Consider the following 20056-nt stretch of genomic DNA (forward strand, 5'->3'; position numbering starts at 1 on the left):
CAATATATTAAAAGCTGAATAATGATTAAAATGTGCGACTAAAAAAAACTTCAGGGGAAAGTATGTCAGCCTTACGGGAACTACTCGCAAGCTATCGAAGCGCATCACGCACCGAACGAGAAAAAGGCACGTACTTTGAATTACTGATTAAGGATTTTATAAAGAAGGATCCTATCCAATCTGCCCAATATTCTGATGTATGGACGTATTCGGAATGGGCAGATCAACAAGGCATAGGAAAGCGTGACGATGGTATAGACCTGGTTGCTAGTCTGATTAAAGAAAATGGATTTTGTGCAATTCAATGCAAATTCTATGATGAAAACTATCGAATGCAAAAATCTGACGTGGATTCATTCTTTACCGCCTCCGGTAAAAAAGAATTCACACGCCGTTTGATCGTAGACACTACCAGCCGCAATTGGAGTGAACCCGCAGAAAGTGCCCTAAGTGGACAATCGACCAATACACTGCGCATTGGCTTATCTGAACTAGAAAATAGCCCGATTGATTGGAGTGTATACACACCAAGCACAGTTAAACTTAAGCCTAAGAAGAAACCGAGAGATCACCAGATTGCCGCAATAAAAGCGGTTAAAGAAGGTATGGCGCTCGCAGACCGTGGCAAGATGATTATGGCTTGTGGCACGGGTAAAACCTTCACCAGTTTAAAGATTGCCGAAGAAATCACAGGTGCAGGCAAGCAAGTATTATTTCTAGTGCCATCCTTGTCTTTAATGTCACAAATCATTACGGAATGGACAATTGAAAGTGCCCTTCCGTTACGTTCTTTTGCCGTATGTTCCGATGTGCAAGTTGGCAAGCGCAAAAGCAGCGATGATCTGGCAGATATCAATATTCATGATCTTGCCTACCCGGCCACTACCCATGCAAAAAAGCTAGCTGAAAAAATAGCGCATCCTCACGATGGTGAAATGACCGTCATTTTTGCGACGTACCAATCTATTCAGGTTATATCTGAAGCACAAATGAAATATGGATTACCTGCATTTGATCTGATTATCTGTGATGAAGCGCACCGCACCACGGGTGCCACTTTAGATGGTGAAGATGAATCAAATTTTGTAAAGATTCATGATTCAGATTATATCAAGGGTGCAAAGCGTCTTTACATGACAGCCACCCCGCGCATCTTTGGTGATGCCATCAAAACCAAAGCCAAGGAAGTTGATGCCGTTCTCGCATCAATGGATAACCCTGCTTTATATGGCGAAACGCTGTATGAATTAAGTTTTTCTTATGCAGTACAAAAACAATTACTGACCGATTATAAAGTGCTGGTATTGGCCGTTGATGAAACGCTGGTAAGTGAAGGCGTGCAAAAGCGTTTAACCGATACGGACAGCGAATTAATACTGGATGATGCCACCAAAATCATTGGCTGTTATCGCGCTTTAAGCAAACTGGATATCAAAGCGGATGTAGTGTCTGATTCAGAACCTATGCGCCGGGCAGTGGCATTTTGCCGAGACATTAAAAGTTCAAAGCGTATAAAGGATGAATTCGCCCTTGTCATTAATGAATATCTCAAAAACCAATCACTACCCGAAGATTTTCAGCCCCTTAATTGTGAAGCCGATCATGTGGATGGCACTTTCAATGCCACGGCACGCAATAGCCGGTTAAGCTGGTTAAAAGAAGATACTGATAAAAACACGTGTCGAATATTGAGCAATGCCCGCTGTTTATCGGAAGGGGTGGATGTACCCGCACTAGATGCCATTTTATTTTTACACCCGCGCAAATCACAGATTGATGTAGTGCAATCGGTTGGCCGTGTCATGCGCCGAGCGGAGGGCAAGAACATGGGGTATGTGATTTTACCCATTGGCGTACCCGCTGGCATGCCAGCTGAAGAAGCCCTAAAAAACAATGAAAAATACAAAGTTGTCTGGCAAATCTTAAATGCCTTGCGTTCCCATGATGACCGCTTTGATGCCACGATTAACAAGTTGGATTTGGGCGCTGATGTCAGCAGCAAGATAGAAATCATTGCGGTCAGCAATACTTTACCCGATCGGCAAGGCACAAAAAAGGAAGGCAGCAATATTGGGGCTGGTGGCTATGAGAGCAATGAGAATGAATCCTTTGAAATCAGCAAAGATAAAACCTTAAACCAAACCAGCTTTGCTTTTGATGAATTCCAGAAAGCCATATACGCGAAAATCGTAAAGAAATGCGGCAAGCGTGATTATTGGGAAAACTGGGCTAATGATATTGCACGTATTGCGCAAACGCACGTGACCCGCATCACGGCTTTATTGAAAGACAAGAATGGCCGGGAATATGTGGCTTTTGCAAAGTTTCTCGAAGAATTGCGCGATGATTTGAATGAGAGCATCACCGAGACTGAAGCCATAGAAATGCTGGCACAGCACATTATCACCAAGCCGGTATTTGATGCTTTGTTTGAAGGTTACAGCTTTACCCAGCACAACCCGGTATCACAGGCCATGCAAAGCGTGCTGGATGTCTTACAAGAGCAAAACCTTGAGAAAGAAACCGATACGCTACAAAAATTCTATGACAGCGTCAGAATGAAGGCGACTGGAATTGATAACGCCATAGGCAAACAACGCATCATTGTTGAGTTATACGACAAGTTTTTTAAAAATGCTTTCCCTAAAATGACCGTCCGGCTGGGTATTGTGTACACCCCGGTTGAAGTGGTGGATTTTATTATTCACAGTATCAATGACGCATTACAGCAAGAATTCAATCAAACACTGGGCAGCCCCAATGTGCATATACTTGATCCCTTTACAGGAACGGGCACATTCATCACCCGGCTATTACAAAGTGGATTGATTGATCGGCAACAATTAGCCTATAAATACGAGAATGAAATCCATGCCAATGAAATCGTGTTGCTGGCTTATTACATCGCAGCCATAAACATTGAAGCGGCTTATCACAGCATAATGGGCGGAGATTATGAACCCTTCAATGGCATTTGCTTGACCGATACTTTCCAGCTTCACGAAAAAGACGATTTAGTCAGCAATATGCTGGTGGCTAATAGCACCCGAAGGAAGAAGCAAAAGGCGTTGGATATACGAGTGATTATGGGCAATCCGCCTTATTCAGCAGGGCAAACCAGTGCCAATGATAATAACGCCAATATTGCTTATCCTAAGTTAGATGAGAGCATCCGTGATACCTATGCTGCCTATTCAACTGCTACCAATAAAAATGCTTTGTATGATTCCTATATTCGCGCAATGCGATGGGCAAGTGATCGAATTGGGGATAGTGGCGTAGATTGGATTTGTGAGCAATGCGGGATTTATCGAAGCCAATACAGCCGATGGGTTAAGGAAATGCTTGGCCGAAGAATTTAGTCGGGTTTATGTGTTTCATTTACGTGGGAATCAGCGTACATCGGGCGAATTATCACGTAAAGAAGGCGGCAAGATTTTTGGAAGTGGTAGCCGGGCACCGATTGCTATCAGTATTTTGATTAAAAATCCCAAAGCTGCTGAGCATGGACAAATCTATATGCACGACATTGGTGATTATTTAAGCCGTGAAGATAAGCTTGCCAAAGTTAATGCATTCAAAAGCATAGATGGAATAACAAAAGCGAATGGTTGGCTACCCATTACACCGGATAAGCATCATGACTGGGTAGGGCAGCGTGATAGTAGTTTTAGTGAATTTATTAGTTTGGGGGATAAGAAGGATAAAGGTACGGTGACGGTTTTTGAGAATTATTCAAGTGGAGTTAAAACTAATCGTGATGCCTGGTGTTATAACTTTTCTAAGAATAGTCTAGTACACAACATGAAGAACATGATTGATTTTTATAACCATGAAATGCTGCGTTATAAAGCGGCTTGCAAAGGTTTAACAGAAGAAAGATACCCAGATATTAATGACTTCATAAATGCAGATTCAACGAAAATTAGTTGGAATCGTGGTTTTAAGAATGATCTTGCCCGATTTGTTTTTCATGAATATCAAGAAAATGGTTTAGTTACAGGTGTATATCGACCATTTACAAAAAATCATGTTTACTTCAGCAAGCATATGAATGACATGATTTATCAAATGCCGCGCATTTTTCCCGATGCAACGGCTGATAATCGGGTGATTTGTGTGACTGGGAGGGGGGAAACCGTAGGATTTTCCGCGTTGATCGTAGATAAGCTCCCAAATTTGCACACCATTGCATCAGGTCAATGCTTCCCCCTCAAACTCTATGAAAAAAACTCAGCACAAGATGAATCATTAAATTCTGGTGATGTGCATGATGATTTGTTTGAAAAAAATCAAAAAATATCAATTAACACTGATGCTGAATACACCATAAAAGACGGTATAACCAATGCAGGGCTGATACATTTCCAATCAGCTTATCCAACAGAACCCATCAATAAAGAAGATGTTTTTTATTACATCTATGGATTATTACATTCTGAAGATTACAAAAAGCGTTATGCCGATAATCTCAGCAAAGAATTGCCGCGTATTCCTTGTGTGAAAAAGGCCAGTGATTTTTGGACATTCAGCCAAGCAGGCCGTGATTTGGCAGAGCTGCATATCAATTATGAATCGGTAGAATCTTACCCCGTCAATTTTGCAGGCGGTGAATTATTCATGGGTAATTTTAGCGATGCTGATTACCGGGTAGAACAAATGAAATTTGGCAAGAAAAATAAGGAAACTGACAAATCCACGGTTATTTATAACCACAAGATTACCATGACGCATATTCCATTAGATGCCTATGAATATGTAGTGAATGGCAAGCCAGCCTTAGAGTGGGTGATGGAACGTCAAGCAGTGACCAGACATAAAGAAAGCGGTATCGTCAACGATGCAAACAACTGGGCAATTGAAACCATGCACGATGCCGCCTATCCGCTCATATTATTTCGGCGCGTGATTACTGTCAGTCTGAAAACGATGGAAATTGTTAAGAATTTGCCACGACTAGATATTGCAGTGAGTCAGGCTTAGGTGTAACAGCTTGCAAACATCCGCTAGAACTCAAATTAACTGCAATATAATATTCACAAAATCTATGGAATTGAAAATACTAAAAAGAATATTTGAAAGAAAACAAAAACATGCTCCCCAAAAGGATTGCATCACTTGTCATGAGCAAATACATGCTGCAGCTAGAGTCTGTCATCATTGTGGTAGTTATCAGAACTGGAGAAGACATCTAGATTTTGGGAATCTATCACTTGCCTTGGTTGTTGCTTTCGTTTCAGTAATATCTATGGGGGTACCGCTTATACTTCAGGCAATTAAGCCTGATAACTCAGAAATTTCCATAGCTTATATTGACCGAGCAGATGCTATGGTGTCAATAATTGCTTCCAATAAAGGGACGCGTATGGCGATGATGAATACGTTAGCATTCATGACTATTACCATCTTAGATAATGACCAAGTAGAAAAAGAATATAAGCTTGTGTTTCGTAATATGAACGACGCTGACGCGCAAAATAACATTTCCGCAAGAAACACACTTTCGGTTCCAGAGGGTACAAGTTTGCTGTTTTATTATGGCATTATGCTAGATGAAATTACTGAAAGAGAACTCGTGAGATTATCAAGGGATAGAAGTCTAACGATTGATAATATTCAGCAATGTGAATTCAAAGTTATACATATAAATTTCGACGGGAAGGAGGATATCAATTCATTGGTTATCTTTGATAGATTGAAAATCCAAGAGCCTGTGCTCAGCCTGCTTGGTTCGATGAACTGTTTAAACAAAATACCCGAGCCATTGGTTGATAAGTATAAGTTATTCTTGTAGTAAATTTATAGTTAGCAATTAAGCCCACACCGATTTAAACAACAATTAGCGATGCTTGCAAGTCCTACGAATTACATTTGCAAGCCGCTACATATAAGGGGGTATGACCGCTTTGCAGTCATACCCCCTTCGCGGTTTGTTTATATATTTAAGTTTATTACTGTTCTTTAATAGAGTTTGTTTCAGCAACATCTTTCTTATCATTGAAGGAGTGAAAGTCCGCTAGAATATCAAAAAACGATTTGCTCTGAGATTGTAAAGTTATTTTTAGAGTAACAATTGCTGATTCTCGAACAATTTCTATCTTCTTATCATTTTTATCCCAAAAGAATACATGCGATCCAGTTTTGCCAAGATAGGTAATATCTCGATGAGTATCGTTTATTTCAATTGTCGAATCAGCGTTTCTCTTATCAATGGCAGAAAGCGTGCCCCAAGGATAGGAAAACAGAAATATCCAAGTTAATGCCAGTAAAACATTTGTTCGTAGTCTCTGATTTTGTATAACATCTACCAAAAAATCAGTTTCGATATTCTGAGCTATTATTGTAATTATGGGGAACAATAAAATCGCAGAGAGGATCCATCGAATTGGCTCAGTCATAGATAAAATTGGATATAGGCCACCCAATAACCAAACAAGCGCAATTAATCTGCGATATTTCCAAAGAAATTCTAATTCAGCAAGCTTGGATGTTTCACTTCCAGCAAAGCGAATTGAAGCATTCAAAGGAATTATTAAAATTTCAATTAAGAGAAATGACAAAATGAAAGGAGTACTAAAAATAATTAGATGATAAATAGACATCTTCAAAATATCTGATATTTCAATATATTCGAAAATATTTATATCAAAAGAGCCCCAATATCCAAGCAAGTAAAATGTGGATATTATGATGCTATAAGCCATCAGCAAAGAAAAATATTTTGTTAAATTCAAAAACATTGTTAAAGCATCTATAACCATTCAATGAAATCAATAAAGAGGCTTAAGATTAAATCACTTTTTAAGTCCTAACAAATAGTATTCCATCAGCAAGAGTTGGACAAAATAGCTTGAATGCCTAAGAGAGGGTGCGTTTAAACAAACGACACCGAAGTCCCATAGGTGGTCGAGTAAGCCGGAGGAATTACACCCCCAGCTTACTCGACCTCTACATAGTTAAAAATACATAAAGAATAATGACGGCAGAAATTGACGTAATGAGTGCGGCAATGATATTTAATATCGCCGTTTGTCTTGATGCCTGGATTGTGTTGTGAACCTGGCTGAATCCGGAACTTAATTCATGCTTCCATTGTTCTATAATCACTCTGGACTGCTCTTCCATTACCCTAGCAACCTCGGCCTTACTTGAGACAATGGAAGAATTCAGTATTCTATCGGAATGATTCTTTGCTTCAATAGACCATTGGTCAGAGAACAATTCCATTTGACTCCTGAAATTATCCAACAAATCCTGCTGTGCAGACTTATTCTCTTTAATAAGATAGTCATTCATGGTGTGTAGCATCATGATTGGATCGTCTTTGGACAATACAACCCCATGCGCTGAAGCGATTTGCTGAATGACTTCATCAACCTGTTTGCCTGACGGACTCATGTTAATACGGGTGATGCCAGTTCAAGCTGATCAAAAAGATCACCGCGTATGATGCTAATGCGTTGGCGCGACATAATTGTTGATTCGGGTTGTTTGATGGCATCATCGAAAGTCAGCTTGGCTTGTAAAGCATCAGCCAAGTCACGGCCGAAAGTCTCTGGCTTATACTTGGGGATATTGATAATGGCAGACACGCGATTTTTATTCTCCAGGTAAACCCGCAATGACTCAAAGTTTTTTCCTTCGAGTTCAATTTTTCCCCAAAATGGATTAAGCCAGACCACAAAAGGAACATCTTCGGGGAATTGCTTGATCATTTTTTGAAACCCATTCAAGGTATCACTTAGTGCTTGTCCGCCTGTGATTACAGTATGTATGATTAACTCCAGGCCACTTTTTTCAAGTAGGGCAGGGATGCGGTTGCTAATTAAATAATGGGATAAAGCAACAAATGTACTGGCACCATTATCAATAATCACATCCGTCTTACTTTTTGAGATTAAATCAATCAAGCTATCAAATTTGTGTGGATCGATTTCATCATCTTCCATCAGATCTAAGCGTTTCACATTTAATGCTTTGAATCCATGAAAAGTCGCGTTAACTGGATCTGTATCAATACAGAGGGGTGTTTTATTCTTGGAGTAATAATATTGTGCCATTACGGATGCTATAAAAGATTTGCCGACACCGCCTTTACCTTGTAAAACTATATTTACTTTATTTGCCATTACATGATTCCTTTTTAAGATATTGCAGCCGTAAAATTGAAACGTTTAACCCTACCATTCACTTACTAAACAAAATCTTTGGGATCAAAATCGGTACTCCATTCGAACCCCTTGGGATTCCCGTAATCTTTATTAGGGTCATCTTGAGTAATGCTTACCTTGATACGATCCTCAGCTGATTCAAGTTCTGGTTTGTCTATTGACCTGCTTATATCTTCTGGAATTACATTATCAGTACTGCTGTGTGATTCACCCATATTCTTTGATTCGGATGATGAATCGAGTTTTTCTTTGTTATCTTTATTGCTGCCATGTAATAAATCACGCTGTTTTTTAACCATCAGTAAAAAAGTTCTATAGCTACAACTCACCTTTTTATCTTGAGATAGCGTTTCCCAAATAAATTTAATTGACCATCCATCTTTTATAGCTTTATCTATTTGTGGCTGCAGAATTATAAAAGCTGCCAAATTAAATCGCCTATTAACTTTCTTCTCATTTCCTGCAATCTCAATAAGTCTTTTGGATAGTTCGTAGTCCATATTATTGTGTAATTAATCTAAGTGTTAGGAATGATAGATAAGATTCATCAAATAAATATGTGACGTGCCACGCAAGGTGAGGAATAAAAGTGTTTGTTATAACACCATAAAGCAGAGATAAAAGCAATATAAATACATATAAAACTATATATAGTGTCAGTTAATATGAATTATTATGTAACTAAATGTAATTAATCGACAGACAAAGAGTATATACTTACTATTAAATACTTATACTACACAGGGCAGGATATGTGATGTTAGCTAACAGATAAATCTGTCATCCAACATCACAACGATCTTATTCGCACGATGTGCTCAACGATAATCCTGCTCTGCGAGGCAAGGGCAGCAAAAGAAAAAAGCCGAGACAAAACCCAATGGAAGAAACAAAAACAAAATCAGAACCCAAACCGAAAGCAAAAAGAAAATACAAACTCCACCTAAGGGTTCCGGTTGAGGCGGAGGAGGGTGAAGTCATCAAAGACCAAGCCGAGAAATGTGGCCTCAGCGCTGCCGAGTATTTAAGAAGGTTAGGTTTGGGCTATGAGCCCACCAGCATTGTCGATAACCAAAAGGTTAATGAATTGGCAAAGATCAACGGTGATTTAGGCAGGCTAGGGGGGTTATTAAAACTGTGGCTAAGCGATGATCGGCGATCTGCGCATTTTGACAAGAAAACGATTAATGGCCTGTTAAAAGATATCGAAAGAACGCGCACCCAAATGACGGAAATCATGATGAAAGTCATCCACTCCAAAAAGTAGTCACTCTGCAATATAGATTAAATAAAAACCATGATCGCCAAACACATTCCAATTAATTCACTGCGCAAAAGCAACTTTGCCGGACTGGTGAATTACATTGTTGATCCACAAAACAAGACTGAGCGCATCGGTATGGTGCGGGCGGTTAATTGCTATTCGGACCGGCCGGACTGCGTGATTGCGGAAGTATTGAATACTCAGCAGATGAATATGCGCGCGACTTCTGACAAAACCTATCACCTGGTTGTGAGTTTCCGCGATGATGACCTGTCTGACACTTTATTACAGAAAATAGAGGATCAACTCTGTGAAGGTCTCGGATTTGGTGAACACCAACGATTCAGTGTGGTGCATCATGACACCGATCACTTACATATCCATATTGCGATCAATAAAATCCATCCTGAAAGACTTACGATCCATAACCCACATTATGACTATTCAATGATTGCGGAACTGTGTGAAAAACTCGAACAGGATTATGGACTGACGCCTGACAATCACGAAACCATCAAACGCGGTGCGCAGGGCAAGTCATCCAATATTGAATTCAAGGCCGGTGTGGAAAGCCTGATTGGCTGGATGCAGCAGGAATGCCTGGAACAGATGCAATCTGCGACAACCTGGAGTGAATTGCACCAGGTATTAACCGATCATGGGCTGGAATTGCGCGAGCGGGGTAATGGGTTTGTATTTGTCTCGGGCAATGGGATTGGGGTTAAAGCCAGCTCTGTTGATCGAAGTTTATCAAAAGCCACTCTGGTAAAGAAGTTGGGGGATTATGTCGGGCTTGATGGCACACCCAGCATAAACAGAACAAACAAACCCTCGACAAAGCACTATGAGCCTAAGCCCCTGCGTAACAAGCATGATACCGCCCGCCTTTATGCGCAATACAAGAAAGAACAAAATGAAGCGGCAATCTCTGGTGCGCAGCAATGGAAGCTATTGCGGGATAAAAAACATCAAGCGATAGAATCAGCCCAAGACAAAGCCAAGTTAAAGCGTTTGCTGATCAAAAATGTGACTGCTGGCCGATTATCAAAAAAAATAATGTACGCGTCGGTTAATCAGGAATTAAAGCTGCGCATTGAAGCGATTAAAAAAGACTATGCCGCCGCTTATCAAGATTCCAAGGCTAAAAATAGAAGAATGGACTGGTTAAGCTGGCTGGTGAAGGAATCGCGACTGGGAAACCAGGAAGCGTTGGAGATATTGCGCGCCAGAAAAGAGGGTAGGGTGCCGGAAAACCAGGTAGCTGGGGTACAAAAGCATGCGGACTCAGCGAAGGCAGATGTCATTGAGACAATTACCCGAACGGGCACGATTATATGCACAATTGGATCCACAGCGATTCGTGATGGGGGTAATGGGCTGGTGATTATGGCCGGTGCAGCCAAGGATAAAATAGCGGGCATATTACAGGCGGCCATGCAGCAGTACGGTAACAAGCTGGCAATCAATGGGTCGGAATCTTTCCGTAAAAAAGTGGTTCAGGTTGCGATGGATGCCGGTCTGGATGTAACGTTTGAAGCACAAGATCATTCGATCCATCATTCGGTAAAACCGCATGTTCCTTTAACAAGTATCCGATCAACGCATAAAGGTAAAGGAAAGGGGAAAGGGCGGTCACGATGAATACTTCAAACCATAATTCTGGCGGCCCTGTGGAAAAAAGGGCGTCACAGGGAAACAACCGGCTGGTTCAGATGATGGCGGTTTTCTTTATGCTCGGTGGAATGCAGGCTGCAACGCAGTTTTTTGCCTACCGATTCCAGTATCAACCGCAGCTGGGTGCGCACTTTAATCATATTTATGCGCCGTGGTCGATTATTGACTGGGCAGATCAATGGTATTTCAAGTATCCGGACATCTTTGAACTGTCGATGAGTATGGGAGTTGTGTTTTCGGGTGTCGGGCTGATTGTGACGTTGATTGTAAAAATGGTTGCCGATAATTCGGCACGACCGAACAGTAGCTTACATGGATCAGCGCGGTGGGCGGACCGCACCGATATCCAGGCAGCCCGATTGTTGCCCAAGAAGGACTCGTTTTTTAAGAAGCTATTTGCCAAGAAATCCCCACAGAATGATTTTGTTTATGTGGGCGCATGGCAGGACGAGCGGGGTGTTACGCACTATCTGAAGCACAATGGGGCGGAACATGTTTTATGTTATGCGCCGACTCGCTCGGGCAAAGGTGTCGGTCTGGTGATTCCGACACTGCTTTCATGGGGACAGAGTGCCGTTATTACCGATTTGAAGGGGGAGTTGTGGTCGGTTACAGCCGGTTGGAGAAAGGAGCATGCCGGTAATAAGGTGATTCGCTTTGATCCTGCGTCACCGAAGGGTAGTGCTTGTTGGAATCCATTGGATGAAATCCGCATGCAGGATGGTTTTGAAGTAGGTGACGTACAGAATCTTGCGACCTTAATGGTTGATCCGGATGGCCGGGGATTAAATGATCACTGGCAGAAAACCAGTCAGGCGTTACTGGTGGGTGTGATTCTGCATGTTTTGTATCGATCAAGAAATGAAGGTACTGCCGCTACCTTACCTTATGTTGACGCCATACTTTCCGATCCTGAGCGCGATATCGGTGAGTTATGGATGGAAATGGCCACCTATCCCCATGTCAACGGACAGAACCATCCGGTCGTAGGCTCCACGGCACGCGATATGCTGGATCGACCGGGTGAAGAAGCAGGGTCGGTATTATCGAGCGCCAAATCATATTTAACCCTGTACCGCGATCCGCTGGTAGCCAAAAATATCAGCCGTTCGGACTTTAGCATCCGTGATTTGATGCACCATGAGCATCCTGTGAGTTTATACATTGTGACGCAGCCCAATGACAAGACGCGGTTGCGGCCGCTGGTGCGGATCATGGCGAACATGATTGTACGCAAACTGGCCGATCGGCTGGAATTTGAGAATGGGCAGCCGGTCGCGCATTATAAGCACCGATTGTTGTTAATGCTCGATGAGTTTCCCAGCCTCGGAAAGTTGGAAATCTTCCAGGAATCACTGGCGTATATTGCCGGGTACGGCATTAAAGCTTATTTGGTTTGTCAGGACATCAATCAGCTTAAAAGTCGTGAAACCGGATACGGACACGATGAAGCGATCAGTTCCAATTGCCATATCCAGAATGCTTTTCCGCCGAACCGGATTGAGACAGCCGAGCATTTATCCAAATTGACCGGGCAAACCACCGTCATAAAGGAACAGATTACGACCAGTGGGCGACGGGTAGGGATGATGCATGGCAATGTGACTCGGACTATGCAAGAAATCCAGCGTCCTTTACTCACTCCGGATGAATGTTTACGCATGCTGGGTCCGGAAAAGGATGAAAACGGCAGGATTACCAAGGCGGGTGACATGATCATTTATGTGGCGGGTTATCCGGCCATATATGGGAAGCAGCCGTTGTATTTCCAGGATCCTGTGTTCTCGGCGCGCGCGGCGATTGCTGCGCCTCTTTATAGTGACAAAATCGTCAAGCAATAATGAAAAAAGGACTCCGTATTCTGGCGGGCATTGTTTTGTCTGTCAGCGCTGGCATATTCCTGTTGAGTATTGTTTTTCATGTCAGTGGTATTTATTACAATAATACGCCGAGCTTTCCAGTGGGATTTTACAAGATCATCGATGCGCCGGTAGGGCGCGGCGCGTATGTTTCCTTTTGTCCGCCGCGGGGTGAAGTTTTTGAGATGGCTATGATGCGAAACACCATTAGCACGGGAAACTGTCCGGGGGGTTATGGGATGTTACTGAAGCGTGTTTTTGCGCAAGCGGGGGACAGGGTTTCTATTGGTAGGGCAGGGATCGTTGTTAATGGTGAATTGATGCCCAACAGTGCGCAGATCAGCGCGGATGGTGATGGTCATGAAATGCCTCAGTATCGTTTGAAAGAGAAGATGCTTAATGATTCGGAATATCTGCTGATGTCCGATGTCAATCCGAATTCATTTGATGCGCGGTATTTTGGGCTGATTGCACATGCGCAGATTCAACATGTGGTTGAGCCGGTTTTTACTTGGAGTGATTAAATGGACTGTATGACTTAGAATGAGCAAGCAGAATAAAATCTGGATCGGTGAGCGCGTTGATTTGAGAGATTTTCCTGAAATTATACGCAATGGGAATCTAGGTGATTTAGAGACGCGGTCTGAGTATGAAGCAGCCAAGCATGGTGTTTCAGGAGATGCGCTTGATATGGCAGAGTCAATTGTCTCGCCAATCTAGCCCTTCACCCAAAGCAGAATTGGTTTTTTCTAAAGCTTCATAGTGTGATTTGCCCGAACCATAGATGCCGCACTCCAGGCATTCACATAAATAAAAATGCTTACTAATTTTGTATGTATTTAGCTTATCTAAACCACATTGCGGGCAATTTTCGGTAATAAGCAAAGATCTGGCTTTTGTCTCGTTCTTCGCCTTTTTGATCATTCCGAGAAGCTCTGAATTTGCTGCGGCTTGTAGCCTTTCCTCCGCATTAAGTTTTTCTCTTAATACAGGATCAAAGTGCCCATTAACCCAATTAGCAGGGTTTTCTTCTGGAAAATCCTCGAAATAATCAGACCAATCTCCCATTCTAATTAATCCTTTATTTTTTGATAAATAATATGACCGCTAACTAGTTATTAAACGTACTAGAATGACAATCCTTTAGGTTTTTTTAAAGGAATTATTAGACCAGACTTTAGAGCATTACACTGAAAAGGAAAACGCATGAGCACGAAAATCAATCAGGACGAAATCAACAGCGTACTTTGGAAGGCTTGCGATACCTTCCGGGGCGCTGTCGATGCATCAGAATATAAAAACTATATTCTGGTCATGCTGTTTGTGAAATACATCTCTGATGTCTGGCAGGAACACTATCAGTCTTTAAAAGAAAAGCACGGTAATGATGAAGAGATGATCTTGCGTCGTATGCAACGTGAGCGATTTGTTTTACCGGAAGGATGCAGTTTTTTAGGTCTTTATAACCAGCGTAACGAGTCCAATATTGGCGAAATCATCAATATTGCTTTGGAACATATTGAAGAAGCCAATAAACAAAAGCTCTCGGGTGTATTCAGAAATATTGATTTTAACTCTGAGGCTAATCTTGGTCAGACCAAAGATCGTAATGGCCGCTTAAAGCATTTATTAGAAGATTTTAACGATACTCGGCTGGATTTAAGCCCTTCCCGTGTGGGCAATTTGGATGTAATTGGTAATGCTTATGAATATCTGATTGCAAAATTTGCTGCCGGTGCGGGTAAAAAAGCCGGTGAATTTTATACCCCTGCGGAAGTTTCCGAATTGATTGCTGAGCTGGTCAATCCACAAGCGGGTGAGCGTATTTCTGACCCTGCCTGTGGTTCGGGTTCTTTGCTGATTAAATGCGGAAATCAGCTTTTAAAAAAAGGAACAAAAGACTTTGCCTTGTACGGTCAGGAAATCACCGGTTCCACTTGGGCATTGGCAAAAATGAATATGTTTTTGCATGGGATGGACAATGCCAGAATCGAATGGGGCGATACCATTCGAAGTCCCAAGCTCATCGAAGACGATAGCACCATGAAATTTGAAGTAGTGGTTGCCAATCCTCCATTCTCGCTCGATAAATGGGGGCATGATAACGCGGAGAATGATCCGTATAAGCGGTTTTATCGTGGCCTACCGCCTAGAACCAAGGGTGATTATGCGTTTATCTCGCACATGATCGAAACCACCACCAAAGATTCAGGGAGGGTTGGCGTGGTGGTGCCGCATGGCGTGTTATTCCGTGGCTCCAGTGAAGGCAAAATTCGCCAGCAACTTATCGAGGAAAACCTGCTCGATGCGGTGATAGGCTTGCCCTCCAATTTGTTTTACGGCACCGGCATTCCGGCGGCGGTATTGGTATTCAAACGTAATAAATCGGATAACAATGTGATGTTCATTGATGCCAGCCGGGAATATGGAGATGGCAAAAACCAGAACAAGCTACGGCAATCGGACATTGATAAGATCGTGGCGACCTATCAAGCACGAGAAAGCGTTGATAAATATGCTTATCTGGCAAGTTTCGACGAAATCAAAGAGAACGATTTTAACCTCAATATTCCGCGCTATGTTGATACCTTCGAGGAAGAGGAAGAGATTGATATTGATGGGGTGCAGGCAGAAATTGTTCAGCTTGAGAGTGAACTGGTCGAAGTGAAACAGGAAATGGCTGGATATTTGAAGGAGCTGGGTTATGCATGTTCCTGAAGGGTGGAAATACCAACCAATAAAATATTTGTGCGAAAGCATCATCGACTGTGTAAATAAAACTGCTCCAGTAGTTGAATATGAAACACCTTATAAAATGATCCGGACAACTAATGTTAGGTACGGCAAGGTAGATACACACCACGTACGTTATGTTAAAGAAAAAACCTATTTTAATTGGATACGAAGAGGTGCTCCAAGAAAAGGTGATGTAATATTTACACGAGAAGCTCCTGTCGGAGAATCAGGTATATTGGATAGTGAAGATTCTGTATTTCTAGGCCAAAGAACGATGATGTATCGCTCTGACCCTCATGTAAGTAACAATTTATTTCTTCTTTATTCCCTACAAACACGTTTCTGCCAGAAACAGATTGAAAATTTCAGTAATGGTGGAACTGTAGCCCACATGCGAGTACCAGATTGTGGTGAAATTATTTTAAGGGTTCCTCCCCTGCCAGAACAACATAAAATCGTCCAAATCCTCTCCACCTGGGACAAAGCCATTGAAAAACTGGAATGCCTAATTACCGCCAAGAAAAAGCGCAAAAAAGCCCTGATGCAGCAGCTTTTGACTGGGAAGAAACGGTTTGTTGGGTTTGAGGGGGAGTGGAGGAAAATTGAGCTAGGAAAACTCTTGGACTATAAACAGCCAACCTCTTTTTTAGTTAAATCAACTAAATATTCTGACGAGTATCCAACGCCTGTTCTTACTGCTGGTAAAACTTTTGTCTTAGGCCGTACAAATGAAGATTTTGGAATATATCAAGAAGATTTACCTGTGATCATTTTTGATGACTTCACGACTGCAAGTAAGTTTGTAGACTTTTCCTTTAAAGCTAAATCTAGTGCAATGAAAATTTTGACTGCAAAAAAGGGTGTTTCCATTAAATATATTTTCGAGGCAATGCAAATACTAAATCACCCAATTGGAGGTCATCAACGGCATTGGATTTCGATTTACTCAAATCTTATTATTAGCTTGCCAAAATTAGAAGAGCAACAAAAAATAGCTGCCATCCTTTCCGCCGCCGATAAAGAAATCGAAAATCACCAAAAACAACTATCTACCCTGAAAGAGCAAAAAAAGGGCCTGATGCAACAACTTTTGACCGGCAAGAAACGGGTCAAAATAGATGAATCTGAAAAGATGGCAGCAGTGAAAGCGTAATCATGGCCGCACATGATTATCTGGAAGATTTATCCTCTCTATTGCCCGCCATTACTTTGCTGGAGAAGCTGGGATTTACTTATCTCACCCCTTCAGAAAACCTAACCTTGCGGGATGGCAGAACGTCCAAGCTGATCTTGGAAAGCGTTTTGCGAGAACAACTCCAGAAATTCAACACCATCACCTTTAAAGGCAAACAATACCCCTTCAGTGACGGCAATATCCAAAAAGCGGTGCAGGCCTTGGCAGGCATTCCTTTTGATAGTCTGATGAATACCAGTGAGCAGGTTTACGATCTGCTCACCTTGGGTAAAAGCCTGGAACAGACCATTGACGGTTATACCAAAAGTTTTTCCCTGCACTACATTGACTGGAAGCACCCAGAAAACAATGTCTATCACGTCTGCGATGAATTTGTGCTGGAGCGCCGCAACAGCAAGCTGACCCGAAGACCGGATATTGTCCTGTTTGTGAACGGCATTCCCCTGGCGGTAATTGAATGTAAACGGCCAGATCTTAAAAATGCGGTTGAAGAAGGCATCAGCCAGCATTTGCGCAATCAGCGCAGCGATGAAATTCCGGAGTTGTTCACCTATTCACAAATCCTGTTATCAGTCAGCCAGAATAAAGCCCAGTATGGCACAACCGGCACACCCGCCAAATTTTGGGCAGGCTGGAAGGAAGAAAACAAGGACGAACATGAAAGGCAGTTACATGAATTAGTTAATATGCCAGCCAGTTCGGAATTCAAAGCCCGCCTCTTTACCGAACGCGATGAACGGCAGCGTCGGTATATGGAAACAGTCTGGCAATCTGGTGAGCGCCATCCCTCTCCGCAGGACAAAGCACTTCATAGCCTAGTTAAGCCCGAGCGATTGTTAGAGCTGATCTATCAATACATTGTCTTTGATAATAAAGAAAAGAAGATCTGCCGATACCAACAATATTTTGCTGTTGCTGCAACGCTTGAGCGGATCGCACACAGAAAAGGTGATAGCCAAAGGCCGGGTGGCGTGATCTGGCATACAACTGGTTCGGGCAAGTCTTTAACCATGGTTATGTTAGCCAAAGCGCTTGCATTGTCTCCTGAGATTCTCAATCCCAAAATTGTTCTGGTTACAGACCGGGTTGATCTGGATGATCAGATTTATAAAACCTTCCATGCTTGTGGCAAAGATGTAGTACAGGCCAAAAGCGGCGAACATTTAATTGACCTGATCGCCCATAACAAAGCCAACATCATCACCACGATTATTGATAAGTTTGAATCGGCCAGCCGTAAACGCAAAATCAGCGATGAAAGCAGCAATATCTTTGTGTTGGTCGATGAATCCCATCGCTCTCAATACGGCGTATCTCATGCCAAAATGCAAAATGTATTTCCGAATGCCTGCTATATCGGTTTTACCGGCACACCACTCCTCAAGAAAGAAAAAGCCACTGCCACGAAATTCGGCGGCTTTATACATAAATACACCATGAATCAGGCGGTAGCCGATGGCGCTGTCACGCCTTTACTTTATGAAGGCCGGATGAGTGAGCTGCATGGCGATCAAGCCCAGATTGATAAATGGTTTGAGCGTATTACCAAAGACCTGACCACAGAACAGAAAGCGGATTTGAAGAATAAATTCCGTCGTGAGGAAGAACTGAGTAAAGCCGAACAACGTTTGGGTGAGATTGCCTATGATATTGGTCAGCATTTCAAGAATAATTTCAGAAACATTGGAAAGAAAGGCCAGTTTGCTGTTTCCAGCAAAGCAATGGCTTTGCGCTATAAAAAATATTTTGATGAGTTTGGCGATGTAACGGCGGAAGTGGTGATTTCGCCACCAGATACACGGGAAGGTAATAAAACGGTCGATGAAGACACCCTGGAAGAAGTGCAAGTCTTTTGGAAGTCGATGATGGCCAGATATGGCAATGATGAAAAATACCAGCAAAGCATCATAAATGCCTTTAAATATTCCCCTGATGATCCAGAAATACTCATTGTGGTGGATAAGCTGCTCACTGGATTTGATGCCCCCAGAAACAGCGTACTTTATCTGGATAAGCGCTTGAAGGAGCATAGCATCCTACAAGCCATTGCCCGTGTAAACCGCTTGTTTGAAGGCAAGGATTATGGCTTGATTATTGATTACCGGGGAATTTTTGGCGAACTGAATGCCGCCATTGATACTTATGCGGCACTTGAAAACGAAGGATTTGATCCAGAAGATATCGAAGGCACGCTGACCGATATTTCCGAAGAAATTAAGTTGTTGCCGCAACGTCACACCAATGTTTGGGAAGTATTCAAAGAGGTTGAAAATCAGAAGGATTTGGAAGCCATGCAACGCCATTTGGAACCGGAAGATCGGCGCCAGCGTTTTTATGAAGCATTAGCTTTGTTTGCTAAAACCCTACAATTGGCGCTGGCCAATGCCAGGTTTCAGGATGAAACACCGGAAAACAAAATTGCCCGTTATAAGGATGATCTGAAACATTTCTTAAATCTCCGCCAGGCCGTAAAACAACGCTATGGCGAAGCGGTTGATTATTCATCCTATGAAAAGCAAATCCGCAATATGGTGAATAAATATATTGGGGCGGATGCAGTCAAACAACTGATCGAGCCCGTCAATGTATTTGCCATCGACGAATTTGAAAAAGAAATTGAATCCATTGACGGTGACGCTGCTAAGGCTGATGCCATTGCCTCACGGGTTAAGAAAACCATCACCGAGAAGATGGAAGAAGATCCTGCCTTGTATAAACGCTTGTCTGAGCTGATTGATGAAGCCATAGCCGAACATCGAGCAAAACGGCTTTCTGATATGGAATATCTGGAGAGAGTTCGCAGGACTTTGAATGAGTTACGTGGAAAAGAGAGTTCTGATCTTCCAGATATTTTAAATCATCGTGATGAGGCCAAGGCCTATTATGGTGTTATTCAAGCGCCGATGTCTGGTTTTAGTGTGCCCGGTTATTCGTCTGAGAATCTTGCAGCAGAAACCGCCGTGCGGTTAGAAGACATTATCCGCGATCATAAAATCCGTGACTGGACTAAGAACCAAGACGTTAAAAATCTGATGATGAACGAGATTGAAGATTATCTCTACAGTCTTAAAGGCCGTTATGAATTAGCAATGGGTATGGACATGATTGAGCAAATCACCTGTCAAGTGATGGCAATCGCTGAGCGTCGTGGGTGATT

The 20056-nt window shown here is 42.4% G+C and carries 16 protein-coding genes; 11 read left to right on the forward strand and 5 right to left on the reverse strand.

What is annotated here, in order from left to right; genetic code table 11:
* Window positions 1-62: 62 nt before the first annotated feature.
* From C8R34_RS04405 to C8R34_RS04410, 3 genes are read left to right on the forward strand one after another with little or no spacing between them, the layout of a single operon-like run.
* Window positions 63-3362: a DEAD/DEAH box helicase family protein gene (locus tag C8R34_RS04405; RefSeq protein WP_207896437.1), complete on the forward strand. Its 3300-nt coding sequence runs from the start codon at window positions 63-65 to the stop codon at window positions 3360-3362.
* Window positions 3346-4983: a type ISP restriction/modification enzyme gene (locus C8R34_RS16630; RefSeq protein ID WP_207896438.1), complete on the forward strand. Its 1638-nt coding sequence runs from the start codon at window positions 3346-3348 to the stop codon at window positions 4981-4983. The genes C8R34_RS04405 and C8R34_RS16630 overlap by 17 nt, the downstream gene beginning before the upstream one ends.
* A 10-nt stretch (window positions 4984-4993) precedes the next feature.
* Window positions 4994-5794: a hypothetical protein gene (locus C8R34_RS04410; protein ID WP_132467064.1), complete on the forward strand. Its 801-nt coding sequence runs from the start codon at window positions 4994-4996 to the stop codon at window positions 5792-5794.
* Between the two features lie 157 nt (window positions 5795-5951).
* Here the strand turns inward: C8R34_RS04410 and C8R34_RS04415 are convergent, their stop codons facing one another.
* The 4 genes from C8R34_RS04415 to C8R34_RS04430 form a co-directional block, all read right to left on the reverse strand.
* Complete coding sequence (locus C8R34_RS04415; protein WP_110338231.1) at window positions 5952-6761, reverse strand: hypothetical protein; 810 nt, start codon at window positions 6759-6761, stop codon at window positions 5952-5954.
* 187 nt (window positions 6762-6948) lie between these two features.
* Complete coding sequence (locus C8R34_RS04420) at window positions 6949-7398, reverse strand: conjugal transfer protein TraM (protein WP_110338233.1); 450 nt, start codon at window positions 7396-7398, stop codon at window positions 6949-6951.
* The gene (locus C8R34_RS04425) at window positions 7395-8129 is read right to left on the reverse strand and encodes a conjugal transfer protein TraL (RefSeq protein WP_110338235.1); all 735 of its coding nucleotides are present in this window, start codon (window positions 8127-8129) and stop codon (window positions 7395-7397) included. Before C8R34_RS04425 ends, C8R34_RS04420 begins: the two co-directional genes overlap by 4 nt.
* Window positions 8130-8194: 65 nt before the next feature.
* Window positions 8195-8671: a TraK family protein gene (locus tag C8R34_RS04430; RefSeq protein WP_110338237.1), complete on the reverse strand. Its 477-nt coding sequence runs from the start codon at window positions 8669-8671 to the stop codon at window positions 8195-8197.
* A 314-nt stretch (window positions 8672-8985) separates the two neighbouring features.
* On the opposite strand from C8R34_RS04430, the gene traJ reads away from it, so the two are divergent.
* Genes traJ through C8R34_RS16410 form a run of 5 tightly spaced genes read left to right on the forward strand, consistent with a single transcriptional unit; the run spans window position 8986 to window position 13688 of the window.
* Window positions 8986-9438, forward strand: a complete 453-nt coding sequence (gene traJ, locus C8R34_RS04435; RefSeq protein WP_207896439.1) for a conjugal transfer transcriptional regulator TraJ — start codon at window positions 8986-8988, stop codon at window positions 9436-9438.
* Window positions 9439-9468: 30 nt separating this feature from the next.
* Window positions 9469-11076, forward strand: a complete 1608-nt coding sequence (gene traI / locus C8R34_RS04440) for a TraI/MobA(P) family conjugative relaxase (protein ID WP_110338241.1) — start codon at window positions 9469-9471, stop codon at window positions 11074-11076.
* Window positions 11073-12950, forward strand: a complete 1878-nt coding sequence (locus C8R34_RS04445) for a type IV secretory system conjugative DNA transfer family protein (protein WP_110338243.1) — start codon at window positions 11073-11075, stop codon at window positions 12948-12950. Before traI ends, C8R34_RS04445 begins: the two co-directional genes overlap by 4 nt.
* On the forward strand, window positions 12950-13492 hold the full coding sequence (traF, locus tag C8R34_RS04450; protein ID WP_110338245.1) for a conjugative transfer signal peptidase TraF: 543 nt from the start codon (window positions 12950-12952) through the stop codon (window positions 13490-13492). The genes C8R34_RS04445 and traF overlap by 1 nt, the downstream gene beginning before the upstream one ends.
* Window positions 13493-13511: 19 nt before the next feature.
* Entirely contained in the window at window positions 13512-13688 is a 177-nt protein-coding gene (locus tag C8R34_RS16410) for a hypothetical protein (protein WP_165872522.1), read from the forward strand.
* Here the strand turns inward: C8R34_RS16410 and C8R34_RS04455 are convergent.
* Window positions 13668-14036, reverse strand: a complete 369-nt coding sequence (locus C8R34_RS04455; RefSeq protein WP_110338247.1) for a hypothetical protein — start codon at window positions 14034-14036, stop codon at window positions 13668-13670. The genes C8R34_RS16410 and C8R34_RS04455 overlap by 21 nt on opposite strands.
* A 138-nt stretch (window positions 14037-14174) precedes the next feature.
* Here C8R34_RS04455 and C8R34_RS04460 point away from each other — a divergent pair, with 138 nt between their 5' ends.
* Genes C8R34_RS04460 through C8R34_RS04470 form a run of 3 tightly spaced genes read left to right on the forward strand, consistent with a single transcriptional unit; the run spans window position 14175 to window position 20054 of the window.
* Window positions 14175-15686 carry a type I restriction-modification system subunit M gene (locus tag C8R34_RS04460; RefSeq protein WP_110338249.1) on the forward strand — a complete coding sequence of 504 codons (1512 nt, stop codon included), beginning with the start codon at window positions 14175-14177 and terminating at the stop codon, window positions 15684-15686.
* Window positions 15673-16857: a restriction endonuclease subunit S gene (locus C8R34_RS04465; RefSeq protein ID WP_207896440.1), complete on the forward strand. Its 1185-nt coding sequence runs from the start codon at window positions 15673-15675 to the stop codon at window positions 16855-16857. The genes C8R34_RS04460 and C8R34_RS04465 overlap by 14 nt, the downstream gene beginning before the upstream one ends.
* Window positions 16858-16859: 2 nt before the next feature.
* Window positions 16860-20054, forward strand: a complete 3195-nt coding sequence (locus C8R34_RS04470) for a type I restriction endonuclease subunit R (RefSeq protein ID WP_110338251.1) — start codon at window positions 16860-16862, stop codon at window positions 20052-20054.
* The last annotated feature ends 2 nt before the right edge of the window (window positions 20055-20056 follow it).

It is taken from the genome of Nitrosomonas sp. Nm84 (assembly GCF_003201565.1).
In the GTDB taxonomy this organism is placed as follows: domain Bacteria; phylum Pseudomonadota; class Gammaproteobacteria; order Burkholderiales; family Nitrosomonadaceae; genus Nitrosomonas.